Consider the following 17,131-nt stretch of genomic DNA (forward strand, 5'->3'; position numbering starts at 1 on the left):
GGAAAACACGGATAATCTCTCACTACATAAATTCAGACAGGGTGGGAATGTCTGCCGACAGGCCGCTTCGTAAGTGGCCTGTCGGCAGGCAAAGAAAGGAGTTGGGTGCTATGAAATTATTTAGGTGGATCGGCGATCATATTCTGGAGACAGTTTCCGGAGCCGCGTTTGTCATCATGATCTCAGTTGTTTTTCTCAACGTAATTCTGCGATTTACCACGGGCCGCTCCCTTGTGTGGAGCGAGGAAGTTGCGGCAATCGGCTTTATCTGGACAATTTTTATGGGGGCGGCGGTCTGCTGCAAGGAGCGGGGCGGCCTGATCAGCGTGGATATCTTGATTAATCTGTTTCCTTCCAAAATTAATAAGACGGCTACGCTGATAATTGATATCGCACAGGTTGCAATCTGCGTTGTGATGTGTGTGCTTGGCTGGAAATTTGCCATGAGTGCGGCCAACAAGGTGTCGCTGAGTCTTCAACTCCCCTACACAGTTTACGACATCCCCATTGCAATCAGTTTTGCGTTTATGACTTACTATACGGCAAAGCGTGTGGCGGAGGACCTCAAGGCATTTAAAACCGTCCCCGCAGAGAATGAGGGGGAAAACGTCGAATGAACTTTATACCGCTGATTATTTTGCTGGTCCTCTTTTGCTTGAACATTCCCATCGCTTATTCGCTGATGGTGTCCGTGCTGTATTATTTTGCGTTTTGCAACACAACGCTGGCTCCCTTTATGATTTTTCAAAAGATGGTGGCACAGGGCGAATCCTTTACCCTGCTGGCAGTCCCGTTTTTTGTATCCGTAGGTGTCATTATGAACTACTCAGGCATTGCCACGCGCCTGATGAATGTGGCCGACATGCTCACCGGGCGCATGGTGGGCGGCCTGGCGCAGTCCAACGTGGTGCTCAGCGCGCTGATGGGCGGCGTCTCCGGGTCGGCAAACGCTGATGCGGCCATGCAGTCCAAGATGCTGGTGCCGGAAATGACCAAACGAGGGTACAGCAAGGGCTTTTCCGCCGGCGTCACAGCCGCATCCTCAATCCTGACGCCCATCATCCCCCCCGGCATCTGCCTGATTCTCTACGCCAGCCTTGCAAATGTGTCCGTTGCGAAGATGTTTCTGGCGGGCTACGGCCCCGGTATCTTCCTGATGATCTGCCTGATGGTCACGGTGCACCTTGTCTCTAAAAAGAAGGGCTATCTGGGAACCAGAACCACAAAGGTGAAGCTGGCAGATGCCCTGCGCACGCTGCGGGAGGCGTTTTGGGCGCTGCTGATCCCTCTGGGAATCATTATGGGCCTGCGGATGGGCGTGTTTACGGCCACCGAGGCGGGCGCAATCTGCGTGTTCTACTGCATTTTTGTGGGTACTTTTGTCTATAAAGAGCTGAAAATCAGCATGTTTCCCCAGATTATCAAGGAGTGTGTCGTCAGCACTGCGGGCGTGATGCTGATTATCAGCGCGGCGGCCTCCTTCGGAAACTACATGAGTTGGGAGCAAATTCCCACCAAGCTTTCCGAGGTCCTGCTGACCATAACAACCAACAAATATGTGATGCTGCTGCTCGTAAACCTGTTTTTGCTGGTGGTGGGAATGTTTTTGGAAGGGACCGCATCCCTGATTATTCTCACACCGCTGCTGGTGCCCACCATGGTTGCGCTGGGCGTGGACCCGATTCTCTTCGGAATCGTCATGTGCGTCAATGTCACGCTGGGCGGCATCACACCCCCGTTCGGAACGCTAATGTTTTTGACCTGCTCTATTATTAAGGTAGGCATAGATCGATTTTTGAAGGAGTCGTGGATGCTGATTCTTGCCATGATTATCGGGCTGCTGGCAATTACCTACATCCCCCCCATCACCCTGCTGCTGCCCCGCCTGCTGGGGTAAGGAACGGTGTGGTGATGTTTGACTTAACGAGGAAGAAGGCGATTGTCACCGGGGCTTCCCGAACGACGGGGCTGTGCTTTGCACAGGCCCGTGCCCTGCGGGAGGCCGGGGCAAGCGTTGTCCTGCTGGGGGGATCCCCCAAAAATCTGGAAGCTCTGCGCGCAGGTTTGAAAGAGCCGGGTTATTTCGTCGTGGATGGCGACCTGACTGACCAAGCCTCTAGGAAGGCCGCTTTTCACAGGGCGGTTGCGCTGCTGGGCGGTTCTCTGGATATTCTGGTCAATGGCGCCGGGACCCAATTCCGCTGCCCTGCCGAGGAGTTTCCCCCGGAGCAGTGGGAGCACCTGCTTGCAATCAATCTGTCCGCTATGTTCTATTTGTCGCAGTTGGCGGGGCGGGTGATGCTGGAGCAGGGGTCCGGAAAAATCATCAATATTGCTTCCATGACCTCTTTTATCGGGGGGCAGAATGTGGCGGCCTATTCTGCCAGCAAGGGCGGGGTTGTTCAGTTAACGAAGGCACTGTCCAACGAATGGATGCCACATGGAATCAATGTAAATGCCATCGCGCCGGGATATATGGAGACGGAACTGAGCCATGATCTCATGATCAGCGAGGCCGGTACGCGAATTACCGGGCGCATTCCCGCAGGACGCTGGGGCAGGGCGGAGGATATGAAGGGCGTAACGGTTTTTCTGGCCTCTGCCGCTTCAGATTATCTTTCGGGGAACGTCATTCAGGTAGACGGCGGATTTCTATGCAGCTAAAGGCGGCCTGCAAAAGTGAGTGCTGATGACAGCTGCACAAAAAGCGGAAGGGACAGAGATTGTATCTCTGTCCCTTCCGCTTTTCTCAATCTCCCATGACGGCTTACATTGACTTTCAATGAAACCGCTCAATTCAGTATAGCCGGGCGGCAATCATTTCCTCCGTCAGCGTTTCTTTAGTAAAGGAACGTTCTTCGATATAGTGTTCCTTTTCAGGGGTGCCCCCCGATTCCAGAATCCTGATAACGCCTGCTGTCAGCGGGCCAAGCAAGGGGTTGCACTCCATCGCCAGAGAAATTTTCCCGTTCAGGCACTGGGTAAGACAGTTACGGGTGGCGTCGAAAGAGATGACGGCGATGCCGCCTTCGCCGCAGGTATATCCGGCCTCCTCCAGTGCCTGAATCGCGCCAAAGGCCTCATTGTCATTTTCACAGTAGACCACATCAATCTCTGGAGGGACTTCTTGTTCGGACAGGTATTGTTTCACTTCTTCATAGGTCTTGGCCTGCGTGAAATCCCCGTCCAGCCGGATTTGCAGCGTCCAGTCAGCGTGGTTTTTCAAGGCCTGCTCCAGCGCCGCCGTGCGGCCAATTTGGGCGGTGGAGCCCATTGTGCCCTGAATGTGAATGATATTCAGAGTTTCCTTTCCTGTGAAGCGGGCGTAGTCCTCCAGCCAGGCCACCGCTTTTTCCCCCTCCATGCGGAAATTGGACCCCACATGGGCGACAAAAAGCGATTCATCCGCCACATCCACCATGCGGTCCGCAATAATTACAGGGATTCCGGCATCCTTCGCCTCCTGAAGCACGGAATCCCAGCCGGTTTCCCGCAGGGGCAGCAGCACGATATAGTCCACCTTCTGCTGAATGAATTTCCGAATGGCGGTGATCTGATTTTCCTGCTTTTGCTTGGCATCCTCAAACAGCAGGCGATAGCCGCTGCTTTCGGTGAAAACGGCCTTCATGGATTCAGAATTGGCCACCCGCCAGTCGGATTCGGCCCCCACCTGAGAGATGCCCACGACGATCAAAGCTTCCTCAGGCGGCGGAGGGGGCGTCTGTCCGGCGCAGCCGGACAATACCACCGCCGAAATCAGCGCGGGTAGGATCCATCGCATCTTCATGGCGTGCGTTCCTCCTGCAAAGAGCGTTTTGGAATCCGAATTGTCACGGTGGTGCCGATTCCTTCACGGCTGGTAAGCGCCAGCCCATAGCCCGGGCCGAAAAACAGCCGGAGGCGTTCGTGCACCGTGGAGAGGCCAAATCCAACCCGTTCGCCCCGGGCCATGGCCTGACGCAGCTCCTCCAGCCGCTGGGGCGGAATTCCCACGCCGTCATCCGTCACCTGAAGCACCACGTCGCCGTCCTCCCCGCGGCCCACCACATAGAGGTGGCCCAGCCCCCGCTTCATTTTGATTCCGTGATAGAGGGCGTTTTCCACCAGCGGCTGCAACGTCAGCTTTGGAATCAGGAAGGCCCCCAGTTCCGGGGCAATGTTAACGGTGTAATGCAGAATATCCTTATACCGCACCTGCTGGATTTGGAGGTAGCTGCAAACATGGCGGCCTTCCTCCAGCAGAGAGATGACGTCCCGGCCCTTGCTCAGGGAATGGCGGAAAAAGTCCGAGAGATTGGAAACCATCTCCACGGCCTCCTGCGTCTTATCCGCTTCAATCAGCCAGATGATGGTATCCATGGTATTGTACAAAAAGTGAGGGTTAATCTGGGATTGAAGCAGCGCCAGCTCTGTGCGCCGCAGCGTGGCCTGCTTTTGCGTGTTTTCCTGAATCTGGGCGTTAAGACGGCTTACCATTTGCTCCACGCCCACGCTCAGGGTCTGAATCTCGTACATTTCGGACTGTACCGGCGTGTGGGCGTTTAAGTCTCCAGTGCTGATCGCCTCCACCCGGTCGCAGAGATTTACAATCGGGCCCGTAATGGATTGCCCCAGCCGGAAGCTCCGCCGTGTGGAAAGCAGCACCAGACCGATGATGAGGACCGTCACAAGCACAACCTCCGCCAGAATCTGGTGGGAGAACTGTGTTTGCAGGGTGTTCAGGTAGACCGCCTCGTGATAGAGGTAGGTATACATATACTCCTGAATCAGAGCGGTGAGCACATAGATATTGTTTTCAAGCTGGGCCTGCCGCTCGTCATAGCTTCGGATTGTCTCAATCTGATAGATCTTCTCCTCCAGATTTTCGCACAGGTCCAGCACGCTGGAAATGGCAAGGCGGCTATCCTTCTGCGTGGTGGTGCGCAGCAGGCTCCGGGCCAGAAGCTGGGCGTCCTCCACCTCTCCGATGGGCAGACCCTCGGAATATTGGCTTTCAATGACATAGTAGTACATCTTGAGGTCGATGGTTTCCTTGAAATCCTGATTGAATTCCGAGGCGGTGGTCACGTTGTGCAAAAGCCCCTCGTAGTGTCGGTTATAGGCGGCCAGAAGTCCTAAAATCGCCACCAGAATCACGATGGCGGGCATAGCAAAGGACACCAGAAGCCGGCGCATATTGCCCTGGACGGAAACCGGCTTGTCAGGATTGCCATACAGCTTCATGGCTTGCTCCTCCCGGCGCGATAGTCCCGGGGTGTGCAGCCCTGCGATTTTTTGAAGAGGAAGCTAAAATAGTGGGGGTCCTTATACCCCACCTCGAAGGCGATTTCTCCGGAGCGCTTTGTGGTGGAGCGCAGCAGATCCCGCGCCTTTTCCATCCGTTTTTCCGTCAGGTATTCGGTCAGGGTGCAGCCCATCTCCTGACTGAATAGGGCGGAAAGGTAGTTGGGACTGATATTGACCTGCTGGGCCACCCGGTTCAGTGAGAGCTCGTTTTCCATATAGTGCTGGTCCAAATAGCCAACTGCCTGCTGCAAAAGGCCGTGGTACTGGCGGTTGGAGGTTTTGTCCCGCAGGTCCGCCGCGGCAATTAAAATCTCGCTCAGGTATTCTTTCAGTTCTTCCGCGGTGACGTTCCGGCCCACCTGCTCCAGACAGCCGAGGCTTTCTAAAAATGTCTCCTGAGCACAGCCCAGCGTCTGCGCGTACTCCGCCGCGGTAAAGCGGGCGCTGAGCATGAGATACTGGCAAAAGGGCTTTGATTCCAGCGCCTCCGCGATGCCGCCCAGATACTCGCCTACAAAATTAGGGATTTCCTCCACACCGGCGCTGCGCATCACGCCCAGCAAAATGGAGGGATTGACCTTGGCTGCGTCCAGCCGCATCAAATTGCCGTCACCGCCGGTGCCCACGAAAAAGTCCACCGTGTCCTTCGTCAGAACGTGCCGCTCCGGCACAATGTGCCGGTACGCCCACAGACGGGACACCTCTTCAAAGCAGGCGGGCAGCATGCTCAGCCGCTGGGTGGGCGTGCCCACCGCCACGTACCAGCTCATTTCGGAAGGGCCGGATGCATACCGGCTCTGCACGGTGTCGATGCACCGCCGGATATAGTCTGGCATTCGGGCGGTTTCTCCCTTGAGCAGCACGGCGTAGGTGGTCAGGTTCCAGCGCAGGAGGATATATTCCGGATATTTCAAAAAGTGCTCCAGCAGCGAATCCCGAATCTGCGCCCCCGGTTCCGAGTAATGCTCCGCTTCCCCCGGCTTTTCAGGAAGGATCGAGAAAAACGCAATGGTATAGCACTGGGCACGCAGGTCCAGATCCAGCCGGTCGGCCTGTTCGTAAATCTGCTGGATGGAAAGCTGTCCGGCCACCACCTGCTCAAAAAAACGGCGGCGGGCATACTGCTCGTATTCCTGCGCCTCCACGTGGAACTGGGTCAGATAGCCGCCCTGAACACGCTCACTCTCAATCTTTTCGCGGATATGCTCCAGCACCTCCAAAAGCTTGCTTTTGGTGACCGGCTTGAGTAAAAACTGCTCCACACCGATGTCGATGGCCTGATGGGCATACTCAAAGTCGTCATAGCCGGAGATAATGATGACCTTTGTTTTTGGCAGCTCGCTGAGCACCAGCTTGCTCAGGGCCAGTCCGTCCATAAAGGGCATCCGGATATCGGTAATCAGCACGTCTGGTTTTGTCTGGCGGATCATGGGCAGGGCAAGCTCACCGTCACCGGCTTCACCGGCGAACGTGTATCCGTACTGTCCCCAAGGCACCGTGTCCCGTAGAGTCTCCCGGATGATGCTCTCGTCCTCCACTAAAAATACCCGCAGCAAAACGGTCCCTCCCCCAGACGGTCCCCGCCGCCTTTTTTAACAGCATAGCATATCCCGCCAAAAACTTCCATGGCGGTTTCAGAATATAAAATTCCGCGGCGCTTCATTAACTGCTGGCGCGCTCCATCAGCTCCCAGCCCAGCGCATGGGAGGAGCCGCCCAGGCCCTGAAACATGTGAATCAACTGCTCGGCGGCGACATGCCCCATTTTATTGTTTCTGTGGCACAGGGAGGTGATGGGTGTGGAGCCGATTTGACTATAATAGCTGTTGTCAAAGCTGACGACGGCCATGTCCTCCGGAACCCTGATTTTCATGGAAAGCAGCGCCTGCACCAGCAGGTAGGCAATCTCGTCGTTATAGCAGATGACTGCCGTGGAGGCAGAGCCCTGCGGCTCCAAAAGGTGGCGGAGCAGCTGTGGATCGCGGTGATTCACCAACACGGTCCGGTCATGGGTATCATACCAGCGGAAGCTGTCGTCACGAATGGGAAGGCCCGCGTCCCGCAGGGCGCACACTACGCCATGGTAGCGTTGGGGGCCCTGAATGTCGTCGCTTTTAAAAATTCCCGCAATGTTTTTATGTCCCTTTCCGATGAGATAGCGGGCAAGCTGATAGCCGCCGCCGTAATTGTCGTCGGAGACACAGGGAACCCCTGCCAATTCGGCATAGGCGCCATGAAGAAAAACGATGGGAATGTCCGCCTGACGCAGTTTTTGGTACAAGTCAATGTTGGGGCTGGGCAGGGCAGTTTTCGCGCCCTCCACCAAAATCCCCCGTACCGGCTCCAAAAGCAGCTTGCTTAGGATTTCCCGTTCACGCATGACTTCATTCTCTGTGGAGAACACCAGCGTGGAATAGCCCTCCTGCGCAAAGACAGTCTGCGCGTCATGGAGCACCGTCGGGAAAATGTAGTCGTCCAGAAAGGACGTAATCACCGCAACCTGACGGGAGGCAATATCCACCGGCTTTCCGGTGGCATAGATGCCGCTGCCCTGACGCGTTGCCACCAGTCCTTCCTCCGCCAGAAGCTGAATCGCGTGCCGCACGGTCTGGCGGCTCATCCGGTATCGCCGGGCCAGCTCCGCCTCCGTTGGAAATTTGTACCCCCCGGAGATGCCCCCGCGGAGAAGCTCCTCCCGCAGAATGCCGGCTAAAACACTGTACTTTGATGCCATTGTATCCACCTCTGTCACTGTGATCGATAGGTTGATTATACCAGAGTTACCACAATGTAGCTAAAAAATAAAGTTGATTTTTCAACTATTTTTGCAATATGCCCAAAACAAATTCTGAAACTTACCCCATCTTTGTACAAGAAATTGGACATGCAGACCATAAAATAGTCCACTTTTCAAAAGGAAGTTCCCGCCTTCAGGCCAGAAATGGGCAAGTATATATGCTTGTCCCTGCCTAAAAGGTCTTCGGCGAAATCATAGAAAAACAAACAAATACCCGCTATCACCGTAAAATATTAAACAAAAATTAGATGAAAAGCAATGATTTTTCAAAAATTGTACGTTGGTTTTAAATTTTTGTAAAATTTGTTTTGTTTATGCATACAAATATAGTGAAATCGCACAAGCACATATTGACTTTATGCCTAGAATCAGGTTTAATGCAGACAAGAAAACCTGACGGAAGAAGGAAGTACTTCCGGATGACGGTTCTCGTATCACACGAAATGCGATGAATGAAAGTGAGGATGAAACATGAAAAAGTTGCTTAGTCTTGCATTGTCTCTGTGCATGGTTCTCGCGCTGGCCGCCTGTGGCGGTAACGGCGGCGCCCCCGCCGGGAGCGCCGGTTCTGCCGGAAGCGCAGCCTCCGCCCCCGAGGGCGGCAGCGACCTGATCAAAGTTGGCATTATCAACAACGACCCCAACGAATCCGGCTATCGTACCGCCAATGATAAGGATATGAAGGCCACCTTTACCGAGGCCAACGGCTATGAGGCCTCCTTTGCGTACAGCCTGAAAAATGACGAGCAGATCGCTGCTGCCCAGAAGTTCATTCAGGACGAGGTGGATTATCTGCTGATCTCTGCGGCAGGCACCTCCGGTTGGGATTCCGTCCTGCAGGATGCACAGACCGCTGGTATTCAGGTCATTCTGTTCGACCGTACCATTGACGCGGACGAGAGCCTGTATGTGGCCTCCATTGTCTCCGACATGGCCAAGGAAGGCCAGACTGCCGTGGATTGGCTGGCAGGCCAGAAGCTGGATACATATAACGTCATCCATATCCAGGGCGTGATGGGCTCCGCCGCGCAGATCGGGCGCACCGGCGCATTGGACGAGATGGTGGCCGCCAACGACAACTGGAATATGATCACCCAGCAGACCGCCGAGTGGAACGCTGAAACCGCGCAGCAGATCGTCCAGTCCGTCATCGACTCCGGCAAGTCCTTTAATGTCATCTATGCTGAGAACGACGACATGGCCAAGGGCGCCGTGGCCGCGCTGGATAAGGCCAACATCTCCCACGGCGTGAACGGCGACGTCATCATCATGGGCTTCGACTGCAACAAGTGGGCCCTTGAAGAGCTGCTGGCAGGCAACTGGAACTATGACGGACAGTGCAACCCGTTCCAGGCCTCCTACATCAACGACATCATCCATGAGCTGGAGAAGGGCAACGCCCCCGCCGAGAAGGTTGTCATCATGGACGAGAAGGGCTTTGATGCCTCCACCATCACCCAAGCCGACGTGGATACCTACGGTATCTAAGCTTTGGCAACGCGGAATCTCAAATAACCTAGGGCGCGCGGTACGGCATATTTGGATGCTTGATCCTTGTATCCGCGCCGCGCGCCCCTTTTATTTTCAAGTATCTCATCCTTGACTGGAGGCGAAGAAGCTATGCAAGAGGGCGCCGTATTGGAACTGCGCGGTATCTGCAAGAATTTTCCGGGCGTACGCGCCCTGCAAAATGTGGACTTTACCCTGCGAGAAGGAGAAATCCATGCGCTGATGGGCGAAAACGGTGCAGGAAAATCCACATTGATTAAGGTTCTCACGGGCGTATACCCGAAAGATGAGGGAACCATTTACATTCGGGGATACGATGGCCCTGCCGCCATCAAATCCCCGCAGGACGCGCAGGAAATGGGCATCAGCACGGTCTATCAGGAAATTACCCTCTGCCCGAACCTGACCGTGGCGGAGAACATGTACATCGGGCGGACAAAGAGCTCGCTGACGAACTGGAAAAAGATCAACCGGGACGCGGGGGAGCTCCTTGACACACTGGGCATCCCGGCAAGTCCCACGCAGCAGCTTGCCAGCTGCTCCATTGCCGTACAGCAGATGGTGGCCATCGCCCGTGCGGTGGATATGGAGTGCAAGGTGCTGATTCTGGACGAACCCACCTCCTCTCTGGACGAGCAGGAGGTCGCCAAGCTATTTAATCTGATGATAAATCTGAAATCCAAGGGCGTGGGAATTGTCTTCGTCACCCACTTTTTGGATCAGGTATACGAGGTCTGCGACCGGATCACCGTCCTGCGGGACGGACAGCTGGTCGGAGAATATGTCATAGAGGACCTGCCCAGGGTCCTGCTGGTTTCCAAAATGCTGGGCAAGGAGCTGGATGACTTGGACGGCGTTGGCAAGGCGGACGCGCGGGTCGGGTACGACGCGGGCGGCGTCAGTGTGATGGAGGCTTCCCAACTTGTCAGTACCGCCGGAATTAAGCCCTTTGATTTTTCCATTCAAAAGGGTGAGGTCAACGGCTTTACCGGCCTTTTGGGCTCCGGCCGCAGCGAGTGTGTCCGGGCGCTGTTCGGCGCGGACCGTGCGATTGGCGGCACGCTTTCCATGAACGGGAAGAAAGTGCGGATTTCAAAGCCTCTGGATGCCATGAAGCACGGCATCGGCTATCTGCCGGAGGACCGCAAACGGGACGGTATCGTGGGCGACCTTTCCGTCCGGGACAATATTATTCTGGCTCTTCAGGTGATGAAGGGGTTCTTCCGCCCCTTTACCCGGGCGCAGGCGGAGGCCTTTGCCGACGAGTACATCAAGCTGCTGGACATTAAGACGGCTTCCGCCGATACGCCGGTCAAATCCCTTTCCGGCGGGAATCAGCAAAAGGTCATTTTGGCCCGCTGGCTACTGACCAATCCAGTGTTCTTGATTCTTGACGAGCCCACCCGGGGCATTGATATCGGCACCAAGCTGGAGATTCAAAAGCTGGTGCTGAAGCTGGCGGCGCAGGGCAAGAGCGTCACCTTCATCTCCTCGGAAATCGACGAGATGCTGCGCACCTGCTCCCGCCTGATTGTGATGCGTGACCGCAAGGTGGTGGGCGAGCTGACCGGGGATGACCTGACACAGAACAAGATCATGACGACCATCGCCGGAGGTGAGAATCCATGACAACATCTACAAAAACACCCATTCAGGCCCCGCCGCAGCGCGTGAAAACCGGCTCGCTGCTCTCCCGCCTGACCCGGCATCAAATCTTTATTCCCATTGCGGCGCTACTGATTCTGGTGGTATTCAATTTGATTGCCGACCCTTCCTTTTTCACCATTTCGCTGGACCATAACAGCGCGGGGAACCCGGTTCTGTCCGGATATCTTATCACGATTTTAGACAATGCCTCAGAGCTTGTAATTCTCGCTATCGGCATGACGCTGGTGACGGCCGCCTCCGGCGGACAGGACATCAGCGTGGGTGCCGCCATCGCCATCGGCGGCAGCGTGGTGCTGCGGGTGCTGTGCGGGACGGACTCCCGGCCGGAGGTCCTCCACGCCCCCATTATTGTGGCTTTTCTCGTGTGCTGCCTTGTATCCATGCTCTTCGGCGCGTTCAACGGTGTGCTGGTGGCTTATTTTAAGATTCAGCCCATGGTGGCAACGCTGATTTTGTTTACGGCGGGCCGCTCCATCGCCGCATGGATCAACAACAACGAGCTGCCCATTATCAGCGACGCGACCTTCGGGTATTTCGGCAACTTTATTCCCGGCATTCCGATCCCCACGCCGGTCTTTATCGCCGTCGTCTGTATGATTGTCATTGCGGCGGTATTGAAATTTACAAATCTGGGACTGTATACCCAGTCGGTGGGCATCAACGCCCATTCCTCCCGGCTCAACGGAATTGACCCCGCTTTCATCAAGTTCATTACCTATGTGATTATGGGACTTTGCGTGGCGGTGGCGGGCTTCATCAAGGTCAGCCGCTTTTCCACCATCAACTATTCCGTGGTGGCCAAGGATATCGAGATGGACGCGATTTTGGCGGTGGCTTTGGGCGGCAGCGCCCTCAGCGGGGGTAAATTCAACATGACCGCGTCCATTCTGGGCGCGTACGTCATTCAGTTCCTTACCACCACGCTGTTCAAGTTCAATGTGGTGTCCAGCGCGCTGCCGGCGTATAAGGCCGTGGTGGTCATCCTGCTGGTGGTTTTAAGCGCCCCCGTGGTCCGGGAGAGGCTGGGAATTCTCGCCAGGAGATTCTCGCCTGCAAAGCCGGCAAAGGAGGTGGGTTGATATGCCGACCGCAAATATTGTGACGGCGGGGAAAACGCCCCGGCTGAAAAGCCGCGGAGGTATTTCCGACACGAACCTGCTTCTGCTGATCACCATTTCCGTATTCATTGCCATGTACATCTGCGCGATTCTCTTTCTTGGCTCCGGCTTCTTGAAGCCCCAGACCTTTTTCAACATTCTCAATGAAAATGCCAGCCTCATCATTCTCTCCTGCGGCATGAGTATCGTCATGATTACCGGGGGAATTGATATCTCTGTGGGTACGCTGACGGCGCTGGTGTGCATGAGCAGCGCCGTCCATCTGGACTATCAGGGCGGCAGCGTGCTCACGTCGCTTCTGCTGGCGCTGGGCATCGGGCTGGCGTTCGGAATCGTTCAGGGGTTTTTGATTGCTTATCTGGAGATTCAGCCCTTTATTGTCACGCTGGCGGGTATGTTCTTTGCCAAGGGAATGACCACCATCGTCAATGCTACCCAGTTTAATGTGGAAAATGAAGCGTTTCGGGCGCTGAAGGCCACCCGGCTCTATGTGCCGGGGATGGGTTCCGTCAACAAGCTGGGCGCTTACGTGCCAGCTTATGTGGAGATCGGCGTGGTGGTGGCGGTGGTTACGGCAATCCTGCTGTTCTGCCTGCTGCGCTGGACCAGACTGGGCCGCAATTTTTACGCCGTGGGCGGCAACACCCAGAGCGCCAATATGCTGGGCATCAACGTTAAGCGTACCAAGTTCATGGCCTACCTGCTGTGCGGTCTGCTGGCGGGGATCGGCGGCTTTGTGTACTTCCTCCACGTTGGTTCCGGCTCACCCTCCCACGCCAGCGGCGCGGAGATGAACGCCATTGCCTCCTCCATCATCGGCGGCACCATGCTGACCGGGGGCGTGGGCAACATTGCAGGTACGTTTTTCGGTGTGCTGTCTCTGAGCACCATCAAGAATATTGTCTCCTCGCTGGGACTGGATGAAGCGTGGTGGACCAACATCACCGTGGCGGCCATGATCTGCCTGTTCCTGGTCATCCAGAGCGTGGTTCTCCTGCGCAAAAACAAAAGCAAGCAGTAAGCGGAAGGAGCTTGTGCGTATGAACACATTTCTTGGCATCGAGCTGGGTTCCACCCGCATCAAGGCGGTGTCCGTGAACACGGCCTGCGTCCCCGTTTTTTCCGGGGATTACACATGGAAAAGCCGCTATGAAAACGGAGTCTGGACGTACCCGCTGGAGGAGGTCTGGACGGGACTGAAGGCGGCGCTGGGCGGCATTCAGGATCGGCGACAGGTGCAGGCCATGGGCATTTCCGCCATGATGCACGGCTATCTGGCTTTTGATGAAAACTGGAATTTGCTGACGCCCTTCCGTACCTGGCAGAATACCATGACCGCGCAGGCGGCGGAGGAGCTGACGGCGCTTTTTAACTTCAATATTCCCCAGCGCTGGAGCATTGCCCACCTGTATCAGGCGGTGCTTAATCGGGAACCCCATGTGGAGCGTATCGCCCACATCACGACACTGGCGGGGTATGTCCACTTTATGCTCACCGGTGTCAACGCTGTGGGCATCGGCGAGGCCAGCGGGATGTTTCCCATTGACAGCGCCGTTCGTACCTACAACGAAGAAATGCTTCAAAAATTTGGAGAATTGACAGCCAAGCAGCCATGGAGCATCCGGGATTTGCTGCCCCGCGTGCTGCCCGCAGGAGCGATGGCTGGTGAGCTGACCGAGGAGGGCGTCCGCCTGCTGGACGGATTGCTTCCTCGGGGGATTCCGTTTGCTCCCCCAGAGGGGGACGCAGGAACCGGAATGGTAGCCACCAACGCGGTGGCCCCCCGTACCGGCAATGTCTCCGCGGGTACGTCTATTTTCTCTATGGTGGTTCTGGAAAAGCCGCTTTCCAAGGTTTATCCGGAAATCGATATGGTCACCACCCCCACCGGTGCGCCGGTGGCGATGGTCCACTGCAACAACTGCACGGGTGATATGAACGCGTGGGTGAGCGTGCTGGGGGAGGCTGCGGAGCTTTTCGGCGCGTCGTTTTCCACCGGGGAGCTTTTTACAAAGCTCTATCAGAAGAGCCTGGAGGGGGACCCGGACTGCGGCGGTGTGCTGACCTACAATTATCTGGCAGGAGAGGGCGTCACCCATCTGGACGCAGGGCGGCCCATGGTGGTCCGTCGTCCGGACAGCTCTTTCACTTTAGCTAACTTTCTCCGCTCCCAGCTTTACGCCACCATGGCAACCTTGAAAATTGGTATGGACATTCTGGCGTCTGAGGGCGTGATGATCGACACGTTGACGGGACATGGAGGGCTTTTTAAGACCCCGGTAGTCGGGCAGAGATATCTGGCCGCCGCCTGCAACGCCCCCGTCACCTGTATGGAAACCGCTGGGGAGGGCGGGCCTTACGGGATGGCGCTGTTGGCGGCCTATCTCCATAACGGGCAGGGACGAACGCTGGTGGAATTTTTGGCCCGGGATGTCTTCGAGGGAATCCCCGGCTCCGTCCAGACGCCTGACGAGGAGGACATCATCGGCTTTCGCACCTATCTTGAACGTTTTCGCGTGGGCCTTGCAGTAGAGCGCACCGCGGTGAGCCATTTGTAAAAGGAGAACATAATACGATGAAACAATATGAATTTTGGTTTGTGGTGGGCAGCCAGTTTCTGTACGGCCCCGAGGTTTTGGAGACTGTGGATGCCCGCGCCGCCGAGATGGCGGCGGAGCTGAGCCGGGTGCTGCCGTACCCTCTGATTTATAAGCTGACCGCCAAGACCAACCGTGAAATTGCCGACGTAGTCAAAGAGGCCAATTATGACGACGGCTGCGCCGGTATCATTACCTGGTGCCACACATTCAGTCCCTCTAAAATGTGGATTAACGGCTTTGTAGACCTGCAAAAGCCTTACTGTCATTTTGCCACCCAGTATAACCGGGAGATTCCCAATGAAGAAATCGACATGGACTTTATGAACCTGAATCAGGCCGCCCACGGCGACCGGGAGCACGGCTTCATTGCCGCCCGGCTGCGTATGCCCCGCAAGGTGATTGCGGGCTATTGGCGGGACGATACGGTCCGGGAGCGCTTGGGGAGCTGGATGAAGTCCGCCGTGGGCGTTGCCGTCTCCAAGGGACTGAAAGTGATGCGCTTTGGGGACAACATGCGGGAAGTGGCCGTCACCGAGGGCGACAAGGTGGAGGTGCAGGCAAAGCTTGGCTGGCAGGTGAACACCTGGGCTGTGGGCGATCTTGTTGAGGTGATGAACGCTGTCACCGAGGAGGAGATCGACGCGCTAATGACCGTCTATGAAAAGCAGTACACCATGGCAACCGACGACACGGATCTTGTGCGCTATCAGGCCCGGGAGGAAATTGCCATCCGGAAAATGCTGGACGCGGAGGGCTGCACGGCTTTCTCCAACACATTTCAGGACCTTTACGGAATGGACCAGCTCCCCGGCCTTGCATCCCAGCACCTGATGTCTCAGGGCTATGGCTACGGCGGCGAAGGCGACTGGAAGGTGGCCGCCATGACCGCCATTTTGAAGGCCATGGGCGAGAACGGAAACGGCGCGTCTTTGTTCATGGAGGACTATACCTATCATCTGGTTGAGGGGCAGGAATACAGTCTGGGTGCGCATATGCTGGAGGTCTGCCCCTGCTGCGCCGCGGAAAAGCCCCGTATTGAAACTCACCATCTTGGCATCGGCATGAATGCAAAGGACCCGGCACGTCTGGTCTTTGAGGGCAAGGCAGGGGACGCCATCGTGGTCAGCCTTGTGGATATGGGGGGCCGTCTGCGCCTGATTTGTCAGGATATTCACTGCGTCAAGCCGATTCTGCCCATGCCCAATCTACCCGTGGCCCGGGTCATGTGGCAGGCGGAGCCGTCTCTTACCACCGGCGTGGAGTGCTGGATTACCGCCGGAGGTGCACACCACACGGTGCTCAGCTACGACGTGACCGCCGGGCAGATGAAGGACTGGTGCACCATGATGGATATTGAGTTTGTCCACATCGGAAAGGACGCCACGGTGGAACGGCTGGAGCACGACCTGTTCCTCAGCGATCTGGCGTGGAAGTTGAAGTAAGGAGCTGAAAGTATGCTGGAAGCACTGAAACAGCAGGTGCTGGAGGCCAACCTCCTCCTGCCGGAGCACCATTTGGTCACGTTCACATGGGGCAATGTCTCCGGCATCGACCGGAGCCGCGGCCTGATGGTCATCAAGCCCTCCGGTGTGGAGTATGGCGAGATGAAAGCGGAAGACATGGTAGTGGTGGATCTGGAGGGGAACCGGGTGGAGGGCCGCTATAAGCCCTCCAGCGACACGGATACCCATCTGGTGCTGTACAAGGCTTTCCCCACGCTGGGCGGTATTGTCCACACCCACAGCCGCTGGGCCACCAGCTTTGCGCAGGCCGGCCGGAGCGTTCCCGCCCTTGGGACCACGCAGGGAGACTATTTCTATGGCGAGATTCCCTGCACGCGGAAGATGACCGAAGCGGAAATTGCGGGGCAATATGAGCTGGAAACAGGCAACGTTATTGTGGAAACCTTTCAGAGCCGGGGCATCGACCCCGCGCAGGTGCCCGCTGTGCTGGTCCACAGCCATGGGCCGTTTGTCTGGGGGACTGACCCTTTCAACGCGGTACATAACGCGGTGGTGCTGGAGGAGTGCGCGTTTATGGACTTCCACGCCATGGCCCTTACTCCCGGCCTTGCCCCCATGCAGCAGGAGCTGCTGGATAAGCACTATCTGCGTAAGCACGGTAAAAATGCCTACTACGGGCAGGGTTGAAAAG

14 protein-coding genes are annotated in these 17,131 nt (G+C 56.2%); 10 read left to right on the top strand and 4 right to left on the bottom strand.

What is annotated here, in order from left to right; translation table 11 throughout:
• Positions 1-110 precede the first annotated feature (110 nt).
• Genes ABVS15_RS11650 through ABVS15_RS11660 form a run of 3 tightly spaced genes read left to right on the top strand, consistent with a single transcriptional unit; the run spans position 111 to position 2,664 of the window.
• A complete protein-coding gene (locus ABVS15_RS11650) occupies positions 111-617 on the top strand; it encodes a TRAP transporter small permease (RefSeq protein WP_369283848.1) in 507 nt (168 codons plus the stop codon).
• Positions 614-1,897 carry a TRAP transporter large permease gene (locus ABVS15_RS11655; RefSeq protein WP_369283849.1) on the top strand — a complete coding sequence of 428 codons (1,284 nt, stop codon included), beginning with the start codon at positions 614-616 and terminating at the stop codon, positions 1,895-1,897. The genes ABVS15_RS11650 and ABVS15_RS11655 overlap by 4 nt, the downstream gene beginning before the upstream one ends.
• A 14-nt stretch (positions 1,898-1,911) precedes the next feature.
• Positions 1,912-2,664 (top strand): SDR family oxidoreductase, encoded by a 753-nt coding sequence (locus ABVS15_RS11660; protein ID WP_369283850.1) that lies wholly within the window; start codon positions 1,912-1,914, stop codon positions 2,662-2,664.
• A gap of 133 nt (positions 2,665-2,797) precedes the next feature.
• Here ABVS15_RS11660 and ABVS15_RS11665 read toward each other — a convergent pair whose 3' ends face one another.
• The 4 genes from ABVS15_RS11665 to ABVS15_RS11680 all read right to left on the bottom strand — a co-directional run bounded on the left by ABVS15_RS11665 (position 2,798) and on the right by ABVS15_RS11680 (position 8,019).
• A complete protein-coding gene (locus ABVS15_RS11665) occupies positions 2,798-3,787 on the bottom strand; it encodes an ABC transporter substrate-binding protein (RefSeq protein ID WP_369283851.1) in 990 nt (329 codons plus the stop codon).
• Positions 3,784-5,223, bottom strand: coding sequence for a sensor histidine kinase (locus ABVS15_RS11670; protein ID WP_369283852.1), 1,440 nt, complete (start codon positions 5,221-5,223; stop codon positions 3,784-3,786). Before ABVS15_RS11670 ends, ABVS15_RS11665 begins: the two co-directional genes overlap by 4 nt.
• A complete protein-coding gene (locus ABVS15_RS11675) occupies positions 5,220-6,842 on the bottom strand; it encodes a response regulator (protein WP_369283853.1) in 1,623 nt (540 codons plus the stop codon). Before ABVS15_RS11675 ends, ABVS15_RS11670 begins: the two co-directional genes overlap by 4 nt.
• Positions 6,843-6,948: 106 nt before the next feature.
• Positions 6,949-8,019, bottom strand: coding sequence for a substrate-binding domain-containing protein (locus tag ABVS15_RS11680; RefSeq protein WP_369283854.1), 1,071 nt, complete (start codon positions 8,017-8,019; stop codon positions 6,949-6,951).
• Positions 8,020-8,553: 534 nt separating this feature from the next.
• On the opposite strand from ABVS15_RS11680, the gene ABVS15_RS11685 reads away from it, so the two are divergent.
• The 7 genes from ABVS15_RS11685 (at position 8,554) to araD (ending at position 17,127) form a co-directional block, all read left to right on the top strand.
• Positions 8,554-9,570 carry an ABC transporter substrate-binding protein gene (locus ABVS15_RS11685; RefSeq protein WP_369283855.1) on the top strand — a complete coding sequence of 339 codons (1,017 nt, stop codon included), beginning with the start codon at positions 8,554-8,556 and terminating at the stop codon, positions 9,568-9,570.
• Between the two features lie 132 nt (positions 9,571-9,702).
• Positions 9,703-11,220 (top strand): sugar ABC transporter ATP-binding protein, encoded by a 1,518-nt coding sequence (locus tag ABVS15_RS11690; RefSeq protein WP_369283856.1) that lies wholly within the window; start codon positions 9,703-9,705, stop codon positions 11,218-11,220.
• Complete coding sequence (locus ABVS15_RS11695) at positions 11,217-12,338, top strand: ABC transporter permease (RefSeq protein WP_369283857.1); 1,122 nt, start codon at positions 11,217-11,219, stop codon at positions 12,336-12,338. Before ABVS15_RS11690 ends, ABVS15_RS11695 begins: the two co-directional genes overlap by 4 nt.
• Before the next feature lies 1 nt (position 12,339).
• Positions 12,340-13,398 carry a sugar ABC transporter permease YjfF gene (locus tag ABVS15_RS11700; protein ID WP_369283858.1) on the top strand — a complete coding sequence of 353 codons (1,059 nt, stop codon included), beginning with the start codon at positions 12,340-12,342 and terminating at the stop codon, positions 13,396-13,398.
• 19 nt (positions 13,399-13,417) lie between these two features.
• Positions 13,418-14,935, top strand: coding sequence for a xylulokinase (locus tag ABVS15_RS11705; protein ID WP_369283859.1), 1,518 nt, complete (start codon positions 13,418-13,420; stop codon positions 14,933-14,935).
• Positions 14,936-14,952: 17 nt separating this feature from the next.
• Positions 14,953-16,419, top strand: a complete 1,467-nt coding sequence (gene araA / locus ABVS15_RS11710) for an L-arabinose isomerase (RefSeq protein ID WP_369283860.1) — start codon at positions 14,953-14,955, stop codon at positions 16,417-16,419.
• 12 nt (positions 16,420-16,431) lie between these two features.
• Positions 16,432-17,127 (top strand): L-ribulose-5-phosphate 4-epimerase, encoded by a 696-nt coding sequence (gene araD, locus ABVS15_RS11715; protein WP_369283861.1) that lies wholly within the window; start codon positions 16,432-16,434, stop codon positions 17,125-17,127.
• Positions 17,128-17,131: the final 4 nt, after the last annotated feature.

The sequence above is a fragment of the Oscillibacter sp. GMB15532 genome, from assembly GCF_041020825.1.
Taxonomy (GTDB): Bacteria; Bacillota; Clostridia; order Oscillospirales; family Oscillospiraceae; genus Oscillibacter.

What these genes read in the sequence shown, in the direction of transcription:
- ABVS15_RS11650 (WP_369283848.1), top strand. Translation starts at nt 111, where the DNA reads ATGAAATTATTTAGGTGGATCGGCGATCATATTCTGGAGACAGTTTCC.
- ABVS15_RS11655 (WP_369283849.1), top strand. Translation starts at nt 614, where the DNA reads ATGAACTTTATACCGCTGATTATTTTGCTGGTCCTCTTTTGCTTGAAC.
- ABVS15_RS11660 (WP_369283850.1), top strand. Translation starts at nt 1,912, where the DNA reads ATGTTTGACTTAACGAGGAAGAAGGCGATTGTCACCGGGGCTTCCCGA.
- ABVS15_RS11665 (WP_369283851.1), bottom strand. Translation starts at nt 3,787, where the DNA reads ATGAAGATGCGATGGATCCTACCCGCGCTGATTTCGGCGGTGGTATTG.
- ABVS15_RS11670 (WP_369283852.1), bottom strand. Translation starts at nt 5,223, where the DNA reads ATGAAGCTGTATGGCAATCCTGACAAGCCGGTTTCCGTCCAGGGCAAT.
- ABVS15_RS11680 (WP_369283854.1), bottom strand. Translation starts at nt 8,019, where the DNA reads ATGGCATCAAAGTACAGTGTTTTAGCCGGCATTCTGCGGGAGGAGCTT.
- ABVS15_RS11685 (WP_369283855.1), top strand. Translation starts at nt 8,554, where the DNA reads ATGAAAAAGTTGCTTAGTCTTGCATTGTCTCTGTGCATGGTTCTCGCG.
- ABVS15_RS11690 (WP_369283856.1), top strand. Translation starts at nt 9,703, where the DNA reads ATGCAAGAGGGCGCCGTATTGGAACTGCGCGGTATCTGCAAGAATTTT.
- ABVS15_RS11695 (WP_369283857.1), top strand. Translation starts at nt 11,217, where the DNA reads ATGACAACATCTACAAAAACACCCATTCAGGCCCCGCCGCAGCGCGTG.
- ABVS15_RS11700 (WP_369283858.1), top strand. Translation starts at nt 12,340, where the DNA reads ATGCCGACCGCAAATATTGTGACGGCGGGGAAAACGCCCCGGCTGAAA.
- ABVS15_RS11705 (WP_369283859.1), top strand. Translation starts at nt 13,418, where the DNA reads ATGAACACATTTCTTGGCATCGAGCTGGGTTCCACCCGCATCAAGGCG.
- araA (WP_369283860.1), top strand. Translation starts at nt 14,953, where the DNA reads ATGAAACAATATGAATTTTGGTTTGTGGTGGGCAGCCAGTTTCTGTAC.
- araD (WP_369283861.1), top strand. Translation starts at nt 16,432, where the DNA reads ATGCTGGAAGCACTGAAACAGCAGGTGCTGGAGGCCAACCTCCTCCTG.